19 protein-coding genes, 1 tRNA gene and 1 pseudogene are annotated in these 20,842 nt (G+C 66.3%); 12 read left to right on the forward strand and 9 right to left on the reverse strand.

The window, feature by feature from the left end; genetic code table 11:
- The first annotated feature begins 1 nt into the window (after window position 1).
- From kdpB to RQI28_RS02770, 6 genes are all read left to right on the forward strand, one after another.
- Window positions 2-2,146: a potassium-transporting ATPase subunit KdpB gene (gene kdpB / locus RQI28_RS02745; protein WP_311221051.1), complete on the forward strand. Its 2,145-nt coding sequence runs from the start codon at window positions 2-4 to the stop codon at window positions 2,144-2,146.
- A gap of 11 nt (window positions 2,147-2,157) precedes the next feature.
- On the forward strand, window positions 2,158-2,754 hold the full coding sequence (gene kdpC, locus RQI28_RS02750; RefSeq protein ID WP_311221052.1) for a potassium-transporting ATPase subunit KdpC: 597 nt from the start codon (window positions 2,158-2,160) through the stop codon (window positions 2,752-2,754).
- 16 nt (window positions 2,755-2,770) lie between these two features.
- Window positions 2,771-5,491, forward strand: coding sequence for a DUF4118 domain-containing protein (locus tag RQI28_RS02755; RefSeq protein ID WP_311221053.1), 2,721 nt, complete (start codon window positions 2,771-2,773; stop codon window positions 5,489-5,491).
- 23 nt (window positions 5,492-5,514) lie between these two features.
- Window positions 5,515-6,246, forward strand: coding sequence for a two-component system response regulator KdpE (kdpE, locus tag RQI28_RS02760; RefSeq protein ID WP_311221054.1), 732 nt, complete (start codon window positions 5,515-5,517; stop codon window positions 6,244-6,246).
- A gap of 226 nt (window positions 6,247-6,472) precedes the next feature.
- Window positions 6,473-6,652: a hypothetical protein gene (locus RQI28_RS02765; protein WP_311221055.1), complete on the forward strand. Its 180-nt coding sequence runs from the start codon at window positions 6,473-6,475 to the stop codon at window positions 6,650-6,652.
- 213 nt (window positions 6,653-6,865) lie between these two features.
- Window positions 6,866-7,411, forward strand: a complete 546-nt coding sequence (locus RQI28_RS02770) for an Rrf2 family transcriptional regulator (RefSeq protein ID WP_311221056.1) — start codon at window positions 6,866-6,868, stop codon at window positions 7,409-7,411.
- A 24-nt stretch (window positions 7,412-7,435) separates the two neighbouring features.
- Here RQI28_RS02770 and RQI28_RS02775 read toward each other — a convergent pair whose 3' ends face one another.
- From RQI28_RS02775 to cysS, 8 genes and pseudogenes are all read right to left on the reverse strand, one after another.
- Window positions 7,436-7,846: a DUF1090 domain-containing protein gene (locus tag RQI28_RS02775; protein ID WP_311221057.1), complete on the reverse strand. Its 411-nt coding sequence runs from the start codon at window positions 7,844-7,846 to the stop codon at window positions 7,436-7,438.
- Window positions 7,847-7,896: 50 nt separating this feature from the next.
- Entirely contained in the window at window positions 7,897-8,109 is a 213-nt protein-coding gene (locus RQI28_RS02780) for a hypothetical protein (protein WP_311221058.1), read from the reverse strand.
- A gap of 113 nt (window positions 8,110-8,222) precedes the next feature.
- Window positions 8,223-8,315, reverse strand: a tRNA-Ser gene (locus RQI28_RS02785).
- Between the two features lie 41 nt (window positions 8,316-8,356).
- A pseudogene (locus RQI28_RS02790) lies at window positions 8,357-9,243 on the reverse strand (aspartate kinase).
- 97 nt (window positions 9,244-9,340) lie between these two features.
- The gene (tilS, locus tag RQI28_RS02795; protein WP_311221059.1) at window positions 9,341-10,291 is read right to left on the reverse strand and encodes a tRNA lysidine(34) synthetase TilS; all 951 of its coding nucleotides are present in this window, start codon (window positions 10,289-10,291) and stop codon (window positions 9,341-9,343) included.
- Between the two features lie 108 nt (window positions 10,292-10,399).
- Complete coding sequence (locus tag RQI28_RS02800) at window positions 10,400-11,377, reverse strand: acetyl-CoA carboxylase carboxyltransferase subunit alpha (RefSeq protein ID WP_311221060.1); 978 nt, start codon at window positions 11,375-11,377, stop codon at window positions 10,400-10,402.
- Between the two features lie 94 nt (window positions 11,378-11,471).
- Entirely contained in the window at window positions 11,472-12,143 is a 672-nt protein-coding gene (locus RQI28_RS02805; RefSeq protein WP_404976840.1) for a DNA-3-methyladenine glycosylase family protein, read from the reverse strand.
- Window positions 12,144-12,187: 44 nt separating this feature from the next.
- Window positions 12,188-13,567 carry a cysteine--tRNA ligase gene (gene cysS / locus RQI28_RS02810; protein ID WP_311221061.1) on the reverse strand — a complete coding sequence of 460 codons (1,380 nt, stop codon included), beginning with the start codon at window positions 13,565-13,567 and terminating at the stop codon, window positions 12,188-12,190.
- Window positions 13,568-13,793: 226 nt separating this feature from the next.
- On the opposite strand from cysS, the gene RQI28_RS02815 reads away from it, so the two are divergent.
- The 6 genes from RQI28_RS02815 (at window position 13,794) to RQI28_RS02840 (ending at window position 19,164) form a co-directional block, all read left to right on the forward strand.
- Window positions 13,794-14,927, forward strand: a complete 1,134-nt coding sequence (locus RQI28_RS02815) for a tetratricopeptide repeat protein (RefSeq protein WP_311221062.1) — start codon at window positions 13,794-13,796, stop codon at window positions 14,925-14,927.
- Window positions 14,928-15,035: 108 nt separating this feature from the next.
- On the forward strand, window positions 15,036-16,337 hold the full coding sequence (locus tag RQI28_RS02820) for a L,D-transpeptidase family protein (RefSeq protein ID WP_311221063.1): 1,302 nt from the start codon (window positions 15,036-15,038) through the stop codon (window positions 16,335-16,337).
- Window positions 16,334-16,912: a peptidylprolyl isomerase gene (locus RQI28_RS02825; protein ID WP_311221064.1), complete on the forward strand. Its 579-nt coding sequence runs from the start codon at window positions 16,334-16,336 to the stop codon at window positions 16,910-16,912. Before RQI28_RS02820 ends, RQI28_RS02825 begins: the two co-directional genes overlap by 4 nt.
- Before the next feature lie 39 nt (window positions 16,913-16,951).
- Entirely contained in the window at window positions 16,952-17,458 is a 507-nt protein-coding gene (locus RQI28_RS02830; protein ID WP_311221065.1) for a peptidylprolyl isomerase, read from the forward strand.
- Window positions 17,459-17,468: 10 nt separating this feature from the next.
- The gene (locus tag RQI28_RS02835) at window positions 17,469-18,278 is read left to right on the forward strand and encodes a UDP-2,3-diacylglucosamine diphosphatase (protein ID WP_404976839.1); all 810 of its coding nucleotides are present in this window, start codon (window positions 17,469-17,471) and stop codon (window positions 18,276-18,278) included.
- A gap of 4 nt (window positions 18,279-18,282) precedes the next feature.
- Window positions 18,283-19,164, forward strand: a complete 882-nt coding sequence (locus tag RQI28_RS02840) for a zinc-dependent peptidase (protein WP_311221066.1) — start codon at window positions 18,283-18,285, stop codon at window positions 19,162-19,164.
- A 39-nt stretch (window positions 19,165-19,203) separates the two neighbouring features.
- Here RQI28_RS02840 and ggt read toward each other — a convergent pair whose 3' ends face one another.
- Window positions 19,204-20,823 (reverse strand): gamma-glutamyltransferase, encoded by a 1,620-nt coding sequence (gene ggt, locus RQI28_RS02845; RefSeq protein ID WP_311230398.1) that lies wholly within the window; start codon window positions 20,821-20,823, stop codon window positions 19,204-19,206.
- Window positions 20,824-20,842: the final 19 nt, after the last annotated feature.

Genomic DNA, 20,842 nt, shown 5'->3' on the forward strand with positions numbered 1-20,842 from the left:
GATGCAAACCCCTGCAACTCCCTCCACCCCCGTTACTCCCGCTACGGATTTCAAGCAGTCGTTGATGGATGTCGCCCTGCTCAAGCCCGCGCTGGTCGGCGCGTTCTCTAAGCTCTGGCCCGCCGCGCAGTGGCGCAACCCAGTGATGTTCGTCGTATACGTCGGCAGCATCATGACCACGCTGCTGTGGGCGCAGGCCTTGGCCGCGCCCGACGCGGCACAGGGGAGCGGCCTGTCTCCGCGCTTCATCCTGGCGGTGTCGCTGGGGCTGTGGTTCACCGTACTTTTCGCCAACTTTGCTGAGGCGCTGGCCGAAGGCCGCAGCAAAGCACAAGCCGCGTCGCTCAAGGGCCTGCGCAAGGATACGTGGGCCAAGAAGCTCCAGGCCGCCTGGCCCAGCCCTGACCGCACCTGGCTGCCCGCGCAAGCCAGCGACCTGCGGCGCGGCGATGTGGTGCTGGTGGAAACCGGTGACGTGATTCCGCTGGACGGCGAAGTGGTGGACGGCGTCGCGTCGGTGGACGAAAGCGCCATCACCGGCGAATCGGCCCCGGTGGTGCGCGAATCGGGCGGCGATTTTTCTGCCGTGACCGGCGGCACGCGCGTGCTGTCGGACTGGCTCGTCGTGCGCATCGCCGTGAACCCGGGCGAGTCGTTCCTTGACCGCATGATCGGCATGGTGGAGGCCGCGCGCCGCCAGAAGACGCCCAACGAGGTCGCGCTCACCATCTTGCTGGTGGCGCTGACCATCGTCTTCCTGGTGGTCACCGCCACGCTGCTGCCGTTCTCGCTGTTCAGCGTGCAGGCCGTCGGCGCAGGTTCGCCCGTGCCGCTGACCGCGCTGATCGCGCTGCTGGTGTGCCTGATCCCCACCACCATCGGCGGGCTGCTGTCGGCCGTGGGTGTGGCGGGCATGAGCCGCATGATGCAGGCCAACGTGATCGCCACGTCGGGCCGCGCGGTCGAAGCTGCCGGTGACGTGGACGTGCTGCTGCTGGACAAGACCGGCACCATCACGCACGGCAATCGCCAGGCCAGCGCGTTTTTGCCAGCGCCCGGCTGCGACAGCAGCGCGCTGGCCCGCGCCGCGCTGCTGGCGTCGCTGTCGGACGAAACGCCCGAGGGCCGCAGCATCGTCACGCTGGCGCACCAGGGCGGCGTGCGGGCCGATGCGCCCGGGCGCGCGGTGTTCGTGCCCTTCACGGCGCAGACGCGCATGAGCGGCATCGACCTGCCCGCGCCGGCGCTGTCGGTGAATGCGGAGCCGGTCGCCGTGCGCAAGGGCGCCGTGCAGGCCGTGTGCCGCCATGTTGAATCGCTGGGCGGCACCGTGCCCGCGGTCGTGCTGGCAGCAGCCGACGACGTGGCGCGGCGCGGCAGCACGCCGCTGGCAGTGGCCGAAGGCGCACGCGTGCTGGGCATCGTCGAGCTGAAAGACGTGGTCAAGGCCGGCATCAAGGAACGCTTTGCCGAGCTGCGCCGCATGGGCATCCAGACGGTGATGATCACCGGCGACAACCGGCTGACGGCCGCCGCCATTGCCGCCGAGGCGGGCGTGGACGACTTCCTGGCCGAGGCCACGCCCGAAGACAAGCTGGCACGCATCCGCAAGTACCAGGCCGAAGGCCACCTGGTCGCCATGACCGGCGACGGCACCAACGACGCCCCCGCCCTGGCGCAGGCCGACGTGGCGGTGGCCATGGGCAGCGGCACGCAGGCGGCCAAGGAAGCCGGCAACATGGTGGACCTGGATTCCAACCCCACCAAGCTGCTGGAGGTGGTGGAAACGGGCAAGGCGCTGCTGATGACGCGCGGCTCGCTGACCACCTTCTCGATCGCCAACGACGTGGCGAAATACTTTGCCATCGTGCCGGCGCTGTTCGCAGCCACCTACCCGCAGTTGGACGCGCTCAACGTCATGCGGCTGGCCAGTCCTTCGTCGGCCATTTTGTCGGCGGTGATCTTCAACGCGCTGATCATCGTGTTCCTGATTCCGCTGGCGCTCAAAGGCGTGCGCTACCGCCCCGTGGGTGCCGCGGCCCTGCTGCGCCGCAACCTGGCCATCTATGGGCTGGGCGGGCTCATCGTGCCGTTCATCGGCATCAAGCTGATCGACATGCTGCTGGCAGCAGCCGGCCTCGTCTGAAATTTCACACCATGTTCAACACAATCATTCGCCCGGCCCTGGTGCTGCTCGCCTTGCTGAGCGCCTTCACCGGCCTGCTCTACCCCGCCGCCGTCACGGGCGCGGTGCAGGCTCTTTTCCCCTGGCAGTCGCAGGGCAGCCTGCTGGAGCGGGATGGCCGCACCATCGGCTCGGCGCTGATCGGCCAGCCGTTTGCCGAACCGCGCAATTTCTGGGGCCGCCCGTCGGCCACCGCGTCCATGCCCAACAACGGCGCGGCCTCCGGCGGGTCGAACCAGGGACCGCTGAACCCAGCGCTGACCGAGGCTGTGCAGGCGCGCGTGCAAGCATTGCGCGAAGCCGATCCAGGCAACGACGCCCCCGTGCCTGCAGACCTGGTGACCACGTCGCCCAGCGGGCTCGACCCCCACATCACGCCCGCCGGCGCCCGCTACCAGGCCGCACGCGTGGCGCGGGTGCGCGGGCTGCCCGAAGCTGACGTGTTGGCGCTGATCGACCGCCACACCGAAGCCCCGCTCTTGGGCCTGATCGGCGAGCCGCGTGTGAACGTGCTGGCGCTCAATCTGGCGCTCGCCGCTGCCGATCCGTCCGCACGCCCTGCGCCATAAGTCATCATCACGCCCCATGCCCGACATCGAACGCCCCGACCCCGACGCGCTGATCGCCCAATTGCGCGCGCAAGAGGCCCAGCAGCGCACGGGGCGCCTGCGCATCTATTTCGGCGCCAATGCGGGCGTGGGCAAGTCCTGGTCGATGCTGAGCGCCGCGCAGCGCGAGCGCCAGGCGGGCCGCGACGTGCGGGTGGGCGTGATCGAAACCCATGGCCGCGCGGAGACCGCGGCCCTGCTGGATGGTCTGGCCGTGCTGCCCCTGCGCGAAATGCCGTACCGCGGCCGCGTGCTGCACGAGCTGGACCTGGACGCCGCGCTGGCTGCCCGCCCGCAGGTGCTGCTGGTGGACGAACTGGCGCACACCAATGCGCCTGGATCGCGCCACACCAAGCGCTGGCAGGACGTGCAGGAGCTGCTGGCGGCAGGCATTGACGTGTGGACCGCACTGAACGTGCAGCACCTGGAAAGCCTGAACGGCACGGTGGGAACTATCACCGGCATTCGCGTGCATGAAACCGTGCCTGATGCGGTGCTGGACGATGCCGACGAAGTGGTGCTGGTGGACGTGACGCCCGACGAATTGCTCGCGCGGCTGAAGGCCGGCAAGGTCTACGTGCCGGCGCAGGCGCAGCAGGCGGCACGCAACTTCTTTCGCACAGGCAACCTGATCGCACTGCGCGAGATTGCCCTGCGGCGCACGGCCGAGCATGTGGAAGACGACATGCGCGACTGGCGCGTGGAGCATTCCGGCAGCGCGGGCGCTGCGCAGGCCTGGAACACATCCGGCGCCCTGCTGGTGGCGGTCGGCGGCCACCCAGCCGCAGCGCAGACGGTGCGCACCGCCGCCCGCCTGGCGGGCCAACTGAATGTGCGCTGGCATGCCGTCCACGTCGAGACACCGCAGCGCCGCCTGCCCACCGCCCAGCGTGAACAGGCCCTGGCGACACTGCAGCTGGCGCAGAGCCTGGGCGCAGAAACAGCGGTACCGACGGCGCCCAGCGTGGTGCAGGGCCTGGCCGAACAGGCTGGCCGCTTGAACTGCGCAACGCTGGTCATCGGCCGTGGCGCGGACGCTCCAGCGTGGCGGCGTGCCTGCTCAGGCTCCCGCCTGCAGTCGCAACTGACGCGCAAGTTGCCAGGGGTGGACATCGTGCAGGTCGCGCCCGCACCGCATCGCGCATTGCCACGCACGCTGGCGACCAAGATCGCTGGCGAAGGCACGGTGCACCACCTGTTGCCCGCCCGTCCTTCTCGCGCATGGGGCTTTGCCTGGGCCACGGCGGTCAGCATTACGCTGACCCTGCTTACGCTGCCACTCATCGACATGCTCGACCTGGTGAACATCGTCATGCTGTTCCTGCTGGGCGTGGTGGGGGTGGCGCTGCGCTGGGGACGTGCACCTGCAGCGCTGGCCGCCTTGCTGAATGTGCTGTCCTTCGACTATTTTTTCGTGCCTCCTCGCATCTCGTTCGCGGTGAGCGATGCGCAATACCTGCTCACCTTCGCGGTCATGCTTGCGGTGGGCCTAGTGATTGGCCAGCTGACCGCCGGCTTGCGCTCATCCGCCGGCGTGGCAGCCGAGCGCGAGCGGCGCACCCATTCGCTCTTTGAATTGACGCGGGAGTTGTCGGGCGCGTTGGAGGCGCGACAAGTGGCTGAACTGGGTGAGCAAGCCATCCGCGCGTACTTCGGCGGCCAGGCCGTCGTGGTGCTGACCGATGCCGCCGACCGGCTGGTGCCGCCGCAGCCCCATCCGCCCGACTGGGACGGCCATGTCGCAGAATGGGCGTTTCGCCATGGCGAGCCGGCAGGCCTGGGCACGGCCACGCTGTCCGCCCAACCGTGGCGTTATTTGCCACTGCAAGCGCCCATGCGCGTGCGCGGCGTGCTGGCCCTGACGCTGCCCGTTCCCGATTTGCTGGCCGTGCCCGAACACGCCAGGCAACTGGACACGCTGGTCCGCCAAATCGCCATAGCGCTGGAGCGTGTGCATTACGTCGACATCGCACAACAGGCCGTCGTGGATATGGAATCGGAGCGGCTGCGCAACACGCTGCTGGGGGCGCTGTCGCACGACATCCGCACGCCGCTGACAGCCCTGCGCGGCTTGGCCGAAGCGCTGCCCGGCCAGCCCGCAACGCAGCATGCCGACACGGCCCGGGCCATCGTGTCGCAGGCCCGCGCGCTTCATGCACTGGTGACCAACCTGCTGGACATGGCGCGGCTGGACGGCGGCCTGCCCGGCGCGCCCCAGTTGCGGCGCGATTGGCAATCGGTGGAAGAGGTGGTCGGCTCGGCCATACGGGCCAGCCAGGCTGCGCTGGGCGGTTTGCCAGTGCAGACGCAGTTGCCAGAGGATCTGCCCTTGGTGGAATTCGACGCGGTCCTGGTGGAACGCGTGCTGGTCAATTTGCTGGAAAACGCTTCCAAGTACGGCGCGCCCCCGATCGAGATACGTGCCTGGACTGGCGACACCACGCTGAACATCACGGTAAGCGACAACGGGCCGGGCCTGCCTGCATCGCTGCGCGGAACGACAAGCACGCCGTTCGACAAGTTCACGCGCGGCCACGCGGAATCGGCCATTCCCGGCGTGGGCCTGGGGCTGGCCATATGCAAGGCCATCGCGCAGGCGCACGGCGGCGACATCACCGCGCATTCGGCACCGGGCGGTGGCGCGCTGTTCCATCTCACCCTGCCGCGCCGCGAGGCGCCTGAGATGGCAGGCGACTGAACGCCACCCCCGACAATCGGCCCATGCTTTCAGCCCGCACCGTGATCGTGATTGAAGACGAGCCGCAGATCCGTCGCTTTGTGCGCTCGGCGCTGGAGGCCGAAGGATGGCTGGTGCACGAGGCCGCCACGTTGCAGGCGGGACTGGCGGCCGTGGCCACTCGCAAGCCCGACCTGGTCGTCCTCGACCTGGGATTGCCGGACGGTGACGGGCTGGATCTGATCCGCGACGCGCGCGGCTGGTCGCCGGTGACCATCATCGTGCTGTCGGCCCGCGCGGACGAGTCCGACAAGATCGCCGCGCTGGATGCCGGTGCCGACGATTACCTGACCAAGCCCTTCGGCACGGGCGAACTGCTGGCGCGCGTGCGTGCGAACTTGCGACGCCCCCGGCTGGGTGAAGGCAGTGCCGACCCTGATCCGCTGTTGATTTTCGGCACGGTTCAAATCGACCGTGCCGCACGCACCGTATTGCGCGACGGCCAGCCAGTGCACCTCACGCCCATCGAATACCGCATGCTGACGGTGCTGGCCGCCAACGCTGGGCGGGTGCTGACGCAGCGCCAACTGCTGACGGAAGTGTGGGGGCCGGGCCATGTCGACCGCAGCCACTACCTGCGCATCCACATGGGCCACCTGCGCCGCAAGCTGGAGGTCGACCCCGCCCAGCCCCGGCATCTGCTGACAGAGACCGGTGTAGGCTATCGCCTTGTCCTGGAGGCCTTGCCCCACACAGCTTTAGACGCCTGGCTATAATTTACCCACGATGCTACGGTGGTTTATCACGGTCTTCACTCTGCACTTCTTCCTCAGCGTAGGAGTTTCGGCCGTGGGCTTTTCCACACCGACTGAGTCAGCGCAGCACCGCGCTAGCGTCGCCTCTTTGGTGTTGCAGCATCACGAGAAGGCGCAGCTAGCCGCGCTGGCAACCGTTTCCGAACTGCCCGCTCCCTCCCATAGCCCGGCCGACCAGGTACCCGACATGCCAGGCCATGCTTTGGCCGATGACCTGCACGAATTGCCAGACGAGTTGAACCCGTCCATGGCGGTTATGCGCCGTTCGGGCCCCACCTATTCACCAGTCCAGGTGGACCAGGCGCAGTCCGCCTCGCACGCTCCAGCCACACCCCGCAAGCCTCCGCGCATCGGCTTGTTTGCCTGACGTCCGCGCGGCTGCTTCGACGTAGCGTCTGCGCCAGGCTCCTGCAGCTCACTGCTTCGTGAGCAGCGCCCTTTCCCCTCTGTTTCTTTTCTCGTGCCTGTCCAAGGCGCCGCTGTTTTGCAGGGCCGATCCACATGTGTGGCCCCTGCGTCTGAAGGATCAGCACAGTGGCTCCCAAGACGTTGGCAACCTCGTTCCAGGAGTATTTTCATCATGCGTTTGACCACCCGAGGCAAGATGGCCGTCACTGCAGTCACCGACATGGCTCTGCGTTCTCACGGCGGCCCCGTCGCACTGCCCGGCATCAGTGCCCGGCAAGGCATCTCGCTGTCGTATCTGGAAGACATCTTCGGCGCACTGCGCCGCGCGGGCTTGGTCACGAGCATCCGCGGGCCCGGCGGCGGCTACACGTTGACACGCCAGCCGCAGGAACTGTCCGTGGCCGAGATCGTCGCTGCATCCGAGAAGTTCATGGCGCGGCCGACCACCGATGCGGCCGACCCTGCGTCAGACGCGTTGGGGCTGCCTTCAGCGGAAATGACGGAAGAACTGTGGATCTCCTTCCATTCCCGCGTGAAGGATTATCTGCAGTCCATCACGGTCGCTGACTTGCTGAAACAGCAGAACGCGCAGATTACGGAGAGCGAATCCTCCAATCGGCAGATTCGCCCAGCAGCACGCAGAGTCGTACGCACGCAATTGCCGGCGCGCAACGTTCCAAACTCTGTCTTTGCCCTGGGCGAGCTGAGCTCGGCCTGAGCCGCGTCTACAGCGCCGCCGCAGTTACTGGGCTTTGCGAAGCCTTTCAAGCTCCGCCTCGGCATCAGTTAGCTCGCCTCTCAGCTGAACGATCCTGAGTTCCAGATGCTTGATCCGGTCACCAGGGCTTTCAGAACCAGCTGTCAGAGAGCAGTTCTTCAGCAATGCGGCACGTTGGTCGGCCAACTGACGATGACGCAACATCTGCCCCTTGGAACGGGCCACATCCATGTCGCGCGAGATGGCTGTGGCCTCTGAACTGCACTGGCTGGCTGAGCCGACCACAGTGGACTGTGCGGCTGCTGTGCCTGCAAAAGCAATCACGATTGCCATGGCGCCTGAGCCGACGTGCATAAACAAGTACCTGGTGAACAAAGGATTGAGCATGCCAGCAATCGCTGCAAGGCAGCGACTAACCGCTTGATCCAGGGGCATTTGCAAGCCTCCACATCAGAGGCTCGGGCGTTGCTCAGGCCAGCATGATCCTAGGCAGCGCCGCCGTCATCCAGCGACGGAGGACGCAACAGATCTTCGTTGATGCCCATCGCCTGGCTCGCACGCTCAACCGCCTGCCAAAGTGGCGCCGGCATCTGCAGTATTTCGTCAGGCGATGAGGACCGGGCAATCCATGCACTGATCTGGGAATGCTGCTCGTGGGTCAGCAAGTCGAGATTCAGCATCTCATCGATGGTCTTCATTCTTTAGATCAGTCCAGGGCTTTCATATCGGGCGCCGTGCCAGACGCAGAAATCTACGTAGCGGCACAAAGAGAAAAGCCCCAAGTGACTGAATCACTTGGGGCTTTGAACTCTGGCGGAAACGGAGGGATTCGAACCCTCGATGAGGCTCTACACCCCATACTCCCTTAGCAGGGGAGCACCTTCGGCCACTCGGTCACGTTTCCAATCCCGCTATTATGCCTCAGTTTGAGGCCCTCTCAGGCGCTCAGGCGGCCGGTTGGTCGAGATCGAATGCCTTGTGCAAGGTACGCACGGCCAGCTCGACGTACTTCTCGTCGATGACCACCGAGGTCTTGATTTCCGAGGTGGAGATCATCTGGATGTTAATGCCCACTTCGCTCAGCACGCGGAACATCTTGGCGGCCACGCCGACGTGACTACGCATGCCGATGCCGACGATGCTCACCTTGCAGATCTTGGCGTCGCCCACGACTTCCTGCGCGCCCAGTTCGGGCAGAACCTTTTCCTTCAGCAGCTCGATCGTGCGTGCATAGTCGCTGCGGTTCACCGTGAAGCTGAAGTCGGTCTTTCCGTCCTTGCTCAGGTTCTGGGTGATCACGTCGACTTCGATTGTGGCGTCAGCCACCGCACCCAGGATCTGGTCGGCGATGCCTGCCTTGTCGGCACGCCCAGCACGGAGACCTTGGCGTCGTAGCGGTTGAATGCGATGCCGGATAAGACGGCTTGTTCCATTTTTTCGTCTTCCTCAAAAGTGATCAGCGTGCCGGAGCGGGCTTCTTCGTCGATGTCGATGTCCCAGGGCGTGAAGCTGGAGATCACACGCAACGGCACTTTGTATTTGTCGGCAAATTCGACCGAGCGAATCTGCAGCACCTTGCTGCCGAGGCTGGCCATTTCCCAGCATTTCGAGGCCAGCATGTCGAGTTCACGGTGATAGGCCGACGTGGCGCGCGAGGGTGCAAGATCTTCGGCCAGCCCGAGCAGGCGATTGGTTTCGCCACTCATGGCGCTGGGAACCACGACCATCTGGTGGCCGGCCCGAGCCCACTTGGCCACGCGCTTGGCAACGTTGCGGATGCGCTCGGTCGAGCCCATCGACGTGCCGCCGTATTTATGAACGATCAGTGCGATTGGATATGTGGAAAGACGAACCGAAAGGCAGGGCGCGAAAGGATGAGAAAAGCTGTTTTGGCGCGCCGCCGGTTCGTGCAGAAGTTGGAACCAAAACCTAGCAATTGCACCAACCGAGGACATCCGCCTCGCGCACGACGAAGCCCGAGCCCACGCGCATGCGGATGCGGTGCCCGCGGGTGGCGCAATTGGCGATCTGGGACTGCAGCTCGGCCAGTTGCGCACTGGACGGCGTGGCGCCGTGCGCCGTGCGCAGCCAGTGGCGCAGCAGGTTGGCTTGCCGCGCGGCGCTCATGCTTCGCAGTACGTCGATGCGGGGCGGGTTGCCGGCTGCGGCAAGGTCCTGCTCAGCGAGTTCATGCAGCAGCTCGCTCGCCTGCGCAGCATGCGCAGCACTGCGCGCGAACGTGTCGCGAAACTGCGGGAACACGGCGTCTAGTACTGGCAGCAGCTGCCGCCGGATGCGGTTGCGGGTGTAGCGCTCGTCGGCATTGGTGGGGTCTTCGACCCAGGTGGCGCCGCGCGCCTGCAGCCACCCACGCACGTCATGGCCAGCCACGCGCAGCAACGGCCGGTGCCAGTTAATGCCTGCCCGCTCCCAGCGGGCAGGCATGGCAGCCAGGCCGGGTGCGCCGGCACCGCGCGACAGCGCCAGCAACAGCGTTTCGGCCTGGTCGTCGGCATGCTGTGCCAATGCTATTGTTTTAATAGCTACCTGCGCTTGATAGTCAAGCACTAGAGCCTGAAAAGACTGATAACGTGCCCGGCGGGCCGCGTCTTCCGGGCTCTGTCCTGCTTGCGGCCGCGCGTCGATTCGGCAACTGCGCAGTGGCACGCCCAGGGTGTCGCAGATCGCACGGCAGTGGGCCTCGAAATCATCCGCAGCCGCTTGCAAACCGTGGTGTACATGCAGCGCGACCACCTGCCCCGGCCAGCGCGCATGGCAGGCCAGCAGCAGCGCGGTCGAATCCGCCCCGCCGCTGAAGCCTACGCCCAGCGGCAAGTCGGGCGCGAAGGCTTGCATGGCGGCGTCGAAGGATTGCGTCATTGATCTTGGCTGAGGGCCGCTGCTGCAGAACGGAGCCGCCCAGAAAAAACGGCCCCGCAGGGCCGCCTGGCAATTACCCGGGCTGCGATGGCCGCGGCAGCCGCAGCTTCAACGGCTGTCGGCCTTGGTGTCGGTAAAGCGGCCATAGCTCTGCAGCCGCTCGTAGCGGCGGTCGAGCAGGTCCTTGGGCTTGAGGTCGGCCAGTTGGCGGAAGGCGTCGCCCAGCGCGCGCTTGAGGAAGGCGGCCATCTGCTTGTGGTCGCGGTGCGCGCCGCCCACGGGCTCGCTGACGATCTTGTCCACCAGGCCCAGCGCCTTCAGGCGATGTGCGGTGATGCCCATGGCGTCGGCCGCGTCCTGCGCCTTGTCGCCCGTCTTCCAGAGGATGGAGGCGCAGCCTTCGGGGCTGATGACCGAGTAGATGGAGTACTGCAGCATGATGACCTGGTCGGCCACGCTGATGGCCAGCGCGCCGCCGGAGCCGCCTTCGCCGATCACCGTGGTGATGATGGGCACTTCCAGCTGGGCCATTTCAAAAATGTTGCGGCCGATGGCTTCGGACTGGCCACGCTCTTCGGCGTCGATGCCCGGATAGGCACCGGGCGTGTCGACGAAGGTGAAGACCGGCAGCTTGAACTTCTCTGCCGTTTTCATCAGGCGCAGCGCCTTGCGATAGCCCTCGGGGCGGCTCATGCCGAAGTTGCGCGCGGCGCGCTCCTTGGTGTCACGGCCCTTTTGCTGGCCGATGACCATGCAGGGGTGTCCGTTGAAGCGGGCCAGGCCGCCGATGATGGACAGGTCGTCCGCAAAGTGGCGGTCGCCGTGCATTTCCACGAAGTCGGTGAAAACCTCGCGCACGTAGTCCATGGTGTACGGGCGCTCAGGGTGGCGCGCAATCTTGGTGATCTGCCAGGGCGTCAGGTCGCCGTAGATGTCCTTGGTGAGCTGCTGGCTCTTCTTGCTCAGCTGGTCGATCTCTTCGGAGATATCGACCGCGCTTTCGGTCTGGACGTAACGCAGTTCTTCGATTTTCGATTCGAGCTCACCGATGGGCTGCTCGAAGTCCAGGAATGTCTTTTTCGCCAACTTGGTTCTCCTTGGGCGGGATGTGATGCCCAGTTTGGGTCTGCAGTGCGCGCAACAGGCGCCAGCGCGCGGCATGGCGCGCACAAGGACAGGATCAATAGTCCACCGGCAGGGGAGCGAGAGATCGCCAAATATACCAACTCGCCACGCTGCACCAGGGCCTCCAGGCGTCTGCCACCTCACGCGCATCGCTGCGGCTGACGGGATCGCCCGAGAAGTAATGCTGGCTGATGCCGGCGATCAGGCTGGCGTCATCCAAAGGCATGACGTTGGGGCGCGCCAGATGGAAGATCAGGAACATGTCGGCCGTCCAGCGGCTGATGCCACGGATGGCGACCAGCTCGCGCGTGATGGCGTCGTCGTCCATCGCGTCCCAGTCCTTGACGTGAAGCCGGCCGGAGTCGAAATGCAACGCCAGATCGACCAGGTAATCAACCTTGCGCGCCGACAGGCCTGCCGCGCGCATGTCGTCGACCTTGAGCTTGAGCACGTTGGCGGGCGTCATGCCCACGGGCAGCGCGGCAAACGCATCCCACACCTTCTGGGCGGACGCGACCGACACCTGCTGGCCGACGATGCTGCGCGCCAGAGTGGTGAAGGCGTCGCCCCGCTGGCTGAGCGCGACATCGCCCAGCTGCGGAATGAGGCGCTTCATCACCCGGTCTTTCTTCATCAGGTGCTTGCAGGCTTCGGCCCAGTATTCGGGCACCGGCGCGCTCAAAGGTGCAACCAGCGGCGATTCCGCTATCTTCTTTATAGCTGCCACCGCTTATACCACCTGCGCCAGAGGCCGTTTTGACTCGAAACTGCTCACTGCGCGGCCTCCCAGGTGGTGCCGGCGGCGGAATCCTTGAGGACGATGCCCTGGGCCAGCAACTCTTTGCGGATGCGATCGGCCTCAGCAAAGTCACGTGCCGCCTTGGCGGCGGCGCGGGCAGCAATCTGCTGCTGGATGTCGGCATCCTGCAGAACCGCACCCGCCTTCAAAAAGGTTTGCGGATCGCCCTGCAGCAGCCCCAGGCAACCGCCCAGCGCCTTCAGCAAGCCGGCAGCCTGGGCCGACCGGCTGCGGTTCACCTCGCCCGCCAGGTCGAACAGCACGGCGATGGCCTCGGGCGTGCCGAAGTCCTCGTCCATCGCCGCCTTGAACCGGGCGGCATACGGGTCGGCCCAGTCGATGGCCGCCAATTCGGCAGGCGCCATCTGGCTGAGCGCGGTGTACAGCCGCTTGAGCGCGCCGCGTGCGTCGTCCAAATGGGCGTCGCTGTAGTTGAGAGCGCTGCGGTAGTGGGCGCGCACGATGAAAAAGCGCACCGTTTCGGCGTCGTAGTTCTTCAGCACGTCGCGAATGGTGAAGAAGTTGCCGAGCGACTTGCTCATCTTCTCGTTGTCCACCCGCACGAAGCCGTTGTGCACCCAGAAGCGCGCCAGCGGCTGGCCCGTCGCGCCTTCGCTCTGGGCGATTTCGTTTTCATGGTGCGGAAACTGCAAATCGGCCCCGCCGCCGTGAATGTCGAAACTCTCGCCCAGCGTGGCGCAACTCATGGCCGAGCATTCGATGTGCCAGCCGGGGCGGCCCACGCCGAAGGGGCTGTCCCATTTCGCCTCGGGCGGCTCCTCGGGCTTGGCGGATTTCCACAGCACGAAATCGAGCGGATCGTCCTTGCCTTCCAGCACGGCCACGCGCTCGCCAGCACGCAACTCATCCAGCGATTTGCCCGACAGCTTGCCGTAGCCGTCGAACTTGCGCACGGCATAGTTCATGTCGCCCGTGCTGCCCTGGTAGGCCAAGCCTTTGTGCTGCAGCTTGTCGATGAGCGCCAGCATCTGCGGCACGTATTCGGTGGCGCGCGGCTCGACGGCGGGCGGCTCGATGCCCAAAGCGCCGATGTCCTGGTGCATGGCCGCGATCATCTCGTCAGTCAGCTGGCGAATGGTGATGCCGCGCTCCACCGCGCGCTTGATGATCTTGTCGTCGATGTCGGTGATGTTGCGCACGTAGGTGACGCGATAACCGCTGCTTTTCAGCCAGCGCTGCACCACGTCGAACGCCATCATCATGCGGGCGTGGCCGATGTGGCACAGGTCGTAGATGGTCATGCCGCACACGTACATGCGCACGTGGCCGGGTTCCAGCGGGGCAAAGTCTTCCAACGCACGCGACAGCGTGTTGTAGATACGCAAACTCATGGAATGTCAGTCAGGGTCTGGGGAGGATGCAGCTGGCGGCCGGCGAAGGGCTCGCCCAAGGCTCGCACAGAGGGCTGGAGGCCTGCTTGGGAGGCAGTGGCGGCACTGTGTGTGCCATCAAATCAGGAGCGGCAACAGCGTACCGGCATGACAAACCCCTCAGCTACAATCCGCCGCAGTATAAGCCTCGTTACGGCTTGACACCGCTCCAACTCCAGCACCGCCCATGAAGCCTGTCCTCCGCACCCTTCCCCACCTCCTGCGCCTGATCGCGCTGTCGGCTGCGCTGGGTGCGCCGCTCGCTCATGCAGACGATTACGCCGAGATCACGCAGCTGCTGCGTTCGGGCAAGCCGGCCGACGCACTGGCCAAGGCCGACCAGCGCCTGACCGCCAATCCGCGCGATCCGCAACTGCGGTTCCTGCGCGGCGTGGCGCAGGCCGATTCGGGCAAGCAGGCCGAAGCCGTAATCACCTTCACCAAGCTGACGGAAGACTATCCCGAGCTGCCCGAGCCCTATAACAACCTGGCCGTGCTGTACGCCAGCCAGAACCAGCTGGACAAGGCCCGCACGGCGCTGGAGATGGCGATCCGCACCAACCCCAGCTATTCGACCGCGCACGAAAACCTGGGCGACATCTACGCCAAGCTGGCCAGCCAGGCCTACAACAAGGCGCTGCAGCTGGACGGCACCAATGCCAATTCGGTGCGCCCGAAGCTGGCCTTGATTCGCGACCTGTTCTCGGGCGACGGCAAGTCGTCGTCGGCGAGCACTGCCCGCCCAACCACCACGACGGCGGCTGCCGCACCTGCGGCCCGTCCGGCTCCGGCACCCGCGCCAGCTGCGGTGGTGGCCACAGCCCCGCCACTGGCTCCAAAGCCGGTCGCTCCGGCACCGACCCCGGCTCCAACGCCCGCCCCGGCGCCTGCGCCAGTGGCAGCACCCGCCCCCGCCCCCGCTCCTGCGCCTTCGCCCGCTCCGGCTGCAGCCCCCGCAGCGGCACCCGCCGCAGCCAGCGCCACGGCTGAAAAAGACATCACCCGCGCAGTCAACGCCTGGGCCACCGCCTGGGAAAGCCAGGACATGGCCGGCTACCTCGGCGCCTATGACAGCAGCTACGCGCCGGGCAAGCAAAGCCGCGCTGCGTGGGAAAAGGAACGCCGCGATCGCATCGTCGGCCGCGCCAAGATCAACGTGTCCGTCAACGATCTGCGCGTGATGGTCAACGGCAACAAGGCGCAAGCCCGGTTCCGCCAGGGCTACAGTTCCGGTAGCTACAACGTCAACAGCCGCAAGACGCTGGACCTGGTCAACAACGGCGGCCGCTGGGTCATCGTGCGTGAGGCCACCGGCGGTTGATGGCGGTTGCTGCGGTACCGCGGGCGACTGCGCCCCTTATCCGTGTTGTCCCGTTCGCCCATGCGCACCGCGCAACGGTCTGACCGCAGCCGCGTGCTCGCGCCCACCATGACATGGAGCCGCGGCTTGGCCGCCAGCCTGGTTCTGACGCTGTGGGCTGCGCCGCCCGTCGTGCATGCCCAGGGCGACAAGCTGCGCGACATCGGCCAATCCAAACGGCCGGCACCCGCCGCCAAGACGGCCCCAGCCCCGCGCGGGGCCGCTCCCGCTGCGCTGCACGATGGTCTGGCAGAAAAGCGCCTGGTCGAGGTCTACCGCCTGACCGGCGAGGGCCGCACCCGCGAAGCACTCGCCAAGGCAGAAAGCCTGGTGCGCGACCACCCCAACTTTCAGCTGGCGCAACTGGCGCTCGGTGACCTGTTGGCCGCCCGCGTGCGGCCGCTGCATCAGCTGGGCGACGTACCCTCCCCGGCCGTGGCCGATGCGCCACCGCTGCGGCAAGCCAGCGAAGTGCTGAGCGAGCTGCGAGCTGAATCGCGCCAGCGCACCGACGCGCTGCGCACCCGCCCGCCGGCCGGCGCCGTTCCCACGCAGTTTCTGGAGATCGCGCCCCGCTCTCGCCATGCGATTGCCGTGGACGCATCGCGCTCGCGCCTGTACCTTTTCGAGAACACCGGCAAGGGCCTGGTGCTGATCGCCGACTATTACGCCTCGGTCGGCAAGCTGGGTATCGAAAAATCGCTGGAAGGCGACCAGCGCACGCCGCTGGGCGTGTACTACATCACCAGCCGGCTCGATGCGGCCAAGCTCACCGACTTCTACGGCGCCGGCGCGCTGCCCATCAATTACCCCAGCCCGCTGGATATAAGCCGGGGCAAGACAGGCAGCGGCATCTGGCTGCACGGCACGCCGCCGGACCAGTTCTCGCGTGCGCCGCTGGCTACCGATGGCTGCCTGGCGCTGGCCAATCCGGATCTGGAGCGCATCCTGCACACGGTGGAGCCGCGTACCACGCCGGTGGTCATCGCGCGGCAGCTGCAGTGGGTGCAGCCGCAAAGCCTGCAGCCCGAGCGCCAGAAGTTCGAAGCCGTGCTGGACGCCTGGCGCACCGCCAAGTCGCGCGGCGACATGCAGCAGCTGCTGGGCTTTTACGCCCCCACGTTCGAGAGCTACGGCAAGATGCCGCTGACCGACTGGAGCCGCGGCCTGGAAGCCGAGTCGCGCGCGTTGCGTGGCAGAGAGTTGCAACTCAAGGACAAGTCGTACCTGCGCTGGACGGACGCGGCCGATACCATGGTCGTCACGTTCGGCGAGGTGGCCGCCGGGGCCCGCACCGGGCCCGTCAAACGCCAGTACTGGATGCGTAAGGGCAACCAGTGGCAGATCTTTTTCGAAGGAGTGATAGGATGATTTCCAGAAGAAATACGACGCTGGCGCTTACCAGCATTGCGCTGACAGCTATCTTTTCAATAGCACCAGCACAGGCGCAAGAAGCCCCCAAGGTCAAGATCGCCACGTCGATGGGTGACATCGTCGTGCAACTCGACCCTGCCAAGGCGCCCAAGACCGTGGAGAACTTCCTCGCCTACGTGAACGACAAGCACTACGACGGCACGGTCTTTCACCGCGTGATCAACGGCTTCATGATCCAGGGCGGCGGCTTCACGCCCGACCTGCAGCAAAAGCCGACCAAGGCCCCAATCGTGCTGGAGGCCAACAACGGCCTGAAGAACGACACCTACACCATTGCGATGGCGCGCACCAACAACCCCAACTCGGCCACCTCACAGTTCTTCATCAACGTGAAGGACAACGCAATGCTCAACGCCACCGGCGAAGGCAATGGCTACGCCGTGTTCGGCAAGGTCGTTGCTGGCACCGACGTGGTGGACAAGATCAAGGGCGTGGCGACCAGCAACAAGGGCCCGCACCAGAACGTGCCGACCACCCCCGTCACCATCACCTCCGCCACGCTGGTGAAGTGAACGTAACCTCTTTGCACACAAGCCTCGAAAGGACATGAAATGAGCAACCCCCAAGTCGAACTCCACATTGCTGGCCACGGCGTCATCACCCTGGAACTGGATGCCGAGAAGGCCCCCAAGTCGGTGGAAAACTTTCTTGCCTACGTGAAGAAGGGCCACTACGACAACACCATCTTCCACCGGGTCATTCCTGGCTTCATGGTGCAAGGCGGCGGCTTCGAGCCGGGCATGAACCAGAAGAATTCCGATGCGCCCATCCAGAACGAAGCCAACAACGGCCTGAAGAACGCCAACTACACGGTGGCCATGGCCCGCACCAGCGACCCGCATTCGGCCACCGCGCAGTTCTTCATCAACGTGGCCGACAACGGCTTCCTGAACCACACCGCACCGTCCGCCCAGGGCTGGGGCTATGCCGTGTTCGGCAAGGTGATCAAGGGCACCGAAGTGGTGGACGCGATCAAGGCCGTGAAGACCGGCCGCAAGGGCTTTCATGACGACGTGCCCAAGGAAGACGTGATCATCGAGAAGGCCGTGGCGCTCTGATTCACGCGCCATGGTGAATCTGGCCGTGCCGCCTGCCGGGGAGCTCATCGCGCCCCCCGACTGGCGCACGGTCGATTTCGTTTCAGACCTGCACCTGGATGCGGCCCACCCGGCCACCGTGCAGGCCTTTGAGGGCTACCTGGCCGCCACGCCGGCCGACGCGGTCTTCCTGCTGGGTGACGTCTTCGAGGTCTGGGCGGGCGACGACGCCCTCGACGAGCCCGGCAGCTTCGAAGCCGCCTGCTGCGCACTGCTGCAGCGCACCGCCCAGCGCATTCCCCTTTTCTTCATGCACGGCAACCGGGACTTTCTGGTGGCCGGTGAATTTTCACGGCGTAGCGGCATCCCGCTGCTGGTCGACCCGACCGTGCTGACTTTTGCAGGCCAGCGCTGGCTGCTGTCGCACGGCGACGCCCTGTGCCTTCAGGATGTGGACTATCAGCGCTTTCGTGCCATGGCCCGCAACCCGCAATGGCAGGCCCAACTGCTCGCACGCCCGCTGGCAGAGCGCCGCGCGCTGGGCCGCAGCGTGCGTTCCGAGAGCGAGGCGCGCAAGCAGTCTGGCACGGGCTTCTATGGCGATGTCGATACCGATGCCGCGCTGGCCTGGCTGGCGGCCGCGCAAGCCCCTGCGCTGATCCACGGCCACACCCACCTGCCGGCCGACCATGTGCTGCGCGAGCAGGGGCCCGATGGCACCAGCCCCGCCCTCACCCGCCACGTGCTGACCGACTGGGACCTGGACGCCCAGCCCCCGCGGGCGGGCGTGCTGCGCCTGACCGGCCAGGGCTTGGAACGCGTCGCGCTCGTCCCCAAGTAGGGCCATGCCCGCCCTTCTACCCCGCGCCCTGCGCCGCTTCGTCAACCGCGTGCGCGCCACGCTGGCGCCCGTTCCCGACATCGACGTGCCGCTGTGGCTGCAGACCCTGCGGCGCTATCCGTTCCTGGCGGCCCTGACCACTCAAGAGCAGTCCAAGCTGCGCGCACTCAGCGCGCTCTTTTTGCAACGCAAGCAATTCACCGGCGCGCATGGTTTTGAAGTGACCGACGCCATGGCCGTGGCGATTGCGGCCCAGGCCTGCCTGCCGCTGCTGCACTGGGGCGACCCCGCCAAGGCGCTGGCCTGGTACGACGATTTCGTCGGCATCGTCGTGCACCCGGGCGAAGCGGTGGCGCGCCGCCAAGCGGTGGACGATGCGGGCGTGGTGCACGACTACGACGAAGTGCTGCTGGGCGAGGCCATGGAGCGCGGCCCCGTCATGCTCAGCTGGCCCGCCGTGGACGGTGCCGGCCGGCCGCTGGTGCATGCCGCGCACGGTGCCACAGCCAGCACAACCACGGACGCGAACGGCAGCGGCACCAGCGTGGTGATCCATGAATTCGTGCACAAGCTCGACATGCAGGGCGGCCACGCCGACGGCTGCCCCCCTCTGCCCAGCGGTTTTCTGGGCACGCGCGATTCGCGCACGGCGCGAACGCTCTGGCGCAATGCCTGGGCCCCAGCGTATTACGCGTTCCGTGAGAAGGTCATCATCGCCGAGCGCTTCGGCGGCGAGCGCCCGTGGCTGGACGGCTACGGCGCGACGGCACCCGCCGAGTTCTTCGCCGTCGCGTGCGAAGCCTATTTCGTCAGCCGCACCCGCTTCGCGCAGGAATTCCCCACGCTCATGCCGCTGCTGGACGCTTTCTTTCACACGGCCGACTGACGACTGCGCCAAAGCTTAGAGGCGAGCATTCCCGCGGTTTCATTGCACCTGGGTGCCGTACGCCACGCCGTCGCGCCCCGGGTCAGCGCCGCCATTCAGCCGCCCATCCGGTGCGATCTGCACGCCGTGCACCCAGCCGATGGTGTAGTTGTACGGGTTGCGAAACACCTCGTAGCCGTCCGCCTGCAACTGCCGGGTGACGTGACGCGGAATGCGGTTGCACACGTCGATGGAATTGCTGGTGGACGAAAAGCGCGGCGCCGACACGGCCTGCTGCATGTCCATGCCGTGGTCGATCATGTTCAGCAGCACCTGCAGCACGCCCATGGCGATCTGCGTGCCGCCCGGCGCGCCCAGCACGATCTCGGGCCGGCCTTCCTTGAAGACGATGCTCGGGCATGACGACGTGAAGCGGCTCTTGCCCGGCTGGATGCTGCCGGCCCGGCCAGGGCGCGGGTCGAACACGCCCATGCAGCCGTTGTAGAAAAAGCCCATGCCGGGCGTGATCACGCCGGACGGCATGGCCAGCGAATGCGTCATCGACACGCAGTTGCCGTCGCCATCGACCACGCTCAGGTGCGTGGTGTCGCGCGGCACGGGCGCGCCGGGGTTCACGCGCTCCACGCTGTGGCGCCGGCCTGCGCGAATGTCTTGGGCCACGCGTGCCGCGCCGTCCTTGGACAGCAGCTCGTCGAGCGGCACCTGCACGAAGGCCGGGTCGCCAATGTGCCGGTCTTTGTCGGCCGTGGCTTTCTTCATTGCCTCGCTCAACAGCCGCAAGTAGTCGGCGCCGTTGTGCTCCATGCCGCCGAGCCCGAAGTTCTCCAGGATGTTGAGCATCTGCAGCAGCATGGCGCCGCCGCCCGGTGGCTGGTTGGTGGTGATGGTGCGGTCGCGGTAGCGGCCTACCAGCGGTGCAGCGCGGCGCACCTGGTACTGCGCCAGGTCGTCCAGCGTCAGCAGGCCACCCATCGACTGCACGTGCGCCACCATGCGGCGCGCCAGCTCGCCTTCATAGAAGGGTGCAATGCCTTCCTGCGCTATCTGTGCCAGCACGTCGGCCATGCCCGGGTTGGCCAGTGGCGTGCCGATGGGTTTGGGCGATCCGTCAGCGCGGCAGTAGAGCGCGCGCCCGTCGTCGCTGTAGCGCAGGCGATCGAGGTTGCTGGCGCGACCCATGGTGGGCTCGTCGATCCAGAACGCGTGCATGCCCGGCCGCACGAAGAAACCCTCGGTCGCCCAGGCAATGGCCGGCGCCACCACCTCGTCCCACGGCAGGCGGCCGTGGGCGCGGTGCATGGCTTGAAGGCCTTTGAGCGTGGCCGGCGTGGCGATGGATTGCGGGCCGATGTCGTTGACGCGGCCGGCCAGGATGAAGCCGAAGCCGTCCTTGGTCTCACCTTCCAGCAGATGCGCCCACATGTCTTCGCGGCAGGCCAGCGGTGCCGGCGCGTGGAAGTCGAAATACTCGTGCGCCGGGGCGCCGGAGCCGCCCTGCATGTAAACGGCTGCCGTGCCAAAACCGGCGATGCCGCACATCAGCGGGTCCACCACCGTCTGCGCCAGTGCGGTGGCCACCGCGGCATCCACCGCGTTGCCGCCCGCGCGCAGGATCTCGATGCCCGACTCCGCCGCCTCCGGCTGCGGGCAGGACACCATGGCTTGCTTTGTCGACGCC

Origin of the sequence: Acidovorax sp. WCS2018Noco2-16 (assembly GCF_031843945.1) — a bacterium.
Lineage (GTDB): Bacteria > Pseudomonadota > Gammaproteobacteria > Burkholderiales > Burkholderiaceae_C > Paracidovorax.

Excerpts from the sequence above, each read along its gene's own strand:
- kdpB (WP_311221051.1), top strand. The coding sequence starts at position 2 with ATGCAAACCCCTGCAACTCCCTCCACCCCCGTTACTCCCGCTACGGAT.
- kdpC (WP_311221052.1), top strand. The coding sequence starts at position 2,158 with ATGTTCAACACAATCATTCGCCCGGCCCTGGTGCTGCTCGCCTTGCTG.
- RQI28_RS02755 (WP_311221053.1), top strand. The coding sequence starts at position 2,771 with ATGCCCGACATCGAACGCCCCGACCCCGACGCGCTGATCGCCCAATTG.
- kdpE (WP_311221054.1), top strand. The coding sequence starts at position 5,515 with ATGCTTTCAGCCCGCACCGTGATCGTGATTGAAGACGAGCCGCAGATC.
- RQI28_RS02765 (WP_311221055.1), top strand. The coding sequence starts at position 6,473 with ATGCCAGGCCATGCTTTGGCCGATGACCTGCACGAATTGCCAGACGAG.
- RQI28_RS02770 (WP_311221056.1), top strand. The coding sequence starts at position 6,866 with ATGCGTTTGACCACCCGAGGCAAGATGGCCGTCACTGCAGTCACCGAC.
- RQI28_RS02775 (WP_311221057.1), bottom strand. The coding sequence starts at position 7,846 with ATGCCCCTGGATCAAGCGGTTAGTCGCTGCCTTGCAGCGATTGCTGGC.
- RQI28_RS02780 (WP_311221058.1), bottom strand. The coding sequence starts at position 8,109 with ATGAAGACCATCGATGAGATGCTGAATCTCGACTTGCTGACCCACGAG.
- tilS (WP_311221059.1), bottom strand. The coding sequence starts at position 10,291 with ATGACGCAATCCTTCGACGCCGCCATGCAAGCCTTCGCGCCCGACTTG.
- cysS (WP_311221061.1), bottom strand. The coding sequence starts at position 13,567 with ATGAGTTTGCGTATCTACAACACGCTGTCGCGTGCGTTGGAAGACTTT.
- RQI28_RS02815 (WP_311221062.1), top strand. The coding sequence starts at position 13,794 with ATGAAGCCTGTCCTCCGCACCCTTCCCCACCTCCTGCGCCTGATCGCG.
- RQI28_RS02820 (WP_311221063.1), top strand. The coding sequence starts at position 15,036 with ATGACATGGAGCCGCGGCTTGGCCGCCAGCCTGGTTCTGACGCTGTGG.
- RQI28_RS02825 (WP_311221064.1), top strand. The coding sequence starts at position 16,334 with ATGATTTCCAGAAGAAATACGACGCTGGCGCTTACCAGCATTGCGCTG.
- RQI28_RS02830 (WP_311221065.1), top strand. The coding sequence starts at position 16,952 with ATGAGCAACCCCCAAGTCGAACTCCACATTGCTGGCCACGGCGTCATC.
- RQI28_RS02835 (WP_404976839.1), top strand. The coding sequence starts at position 17,469 with ATGGTGAATCTGGCCGTGCCGCCTGCCGGGGAGCTCATCGCGCCCCCC.
- RQI28_RS02840 (WP_311221066.1), top strand. The coding sequence starts at position 18,283 with ATGCCCGCCCTTCTACCCCGCGCCCTGCGCCGCTTCGTCAACCGCGTG.
- ggt (WP_311230398.1), bottom strand. The coding sequence starts at position 20,823 with ATGGTGTCCTGCCCGCAGCCGGAGGCGGCGGAGTCGGGCATCGAGATC.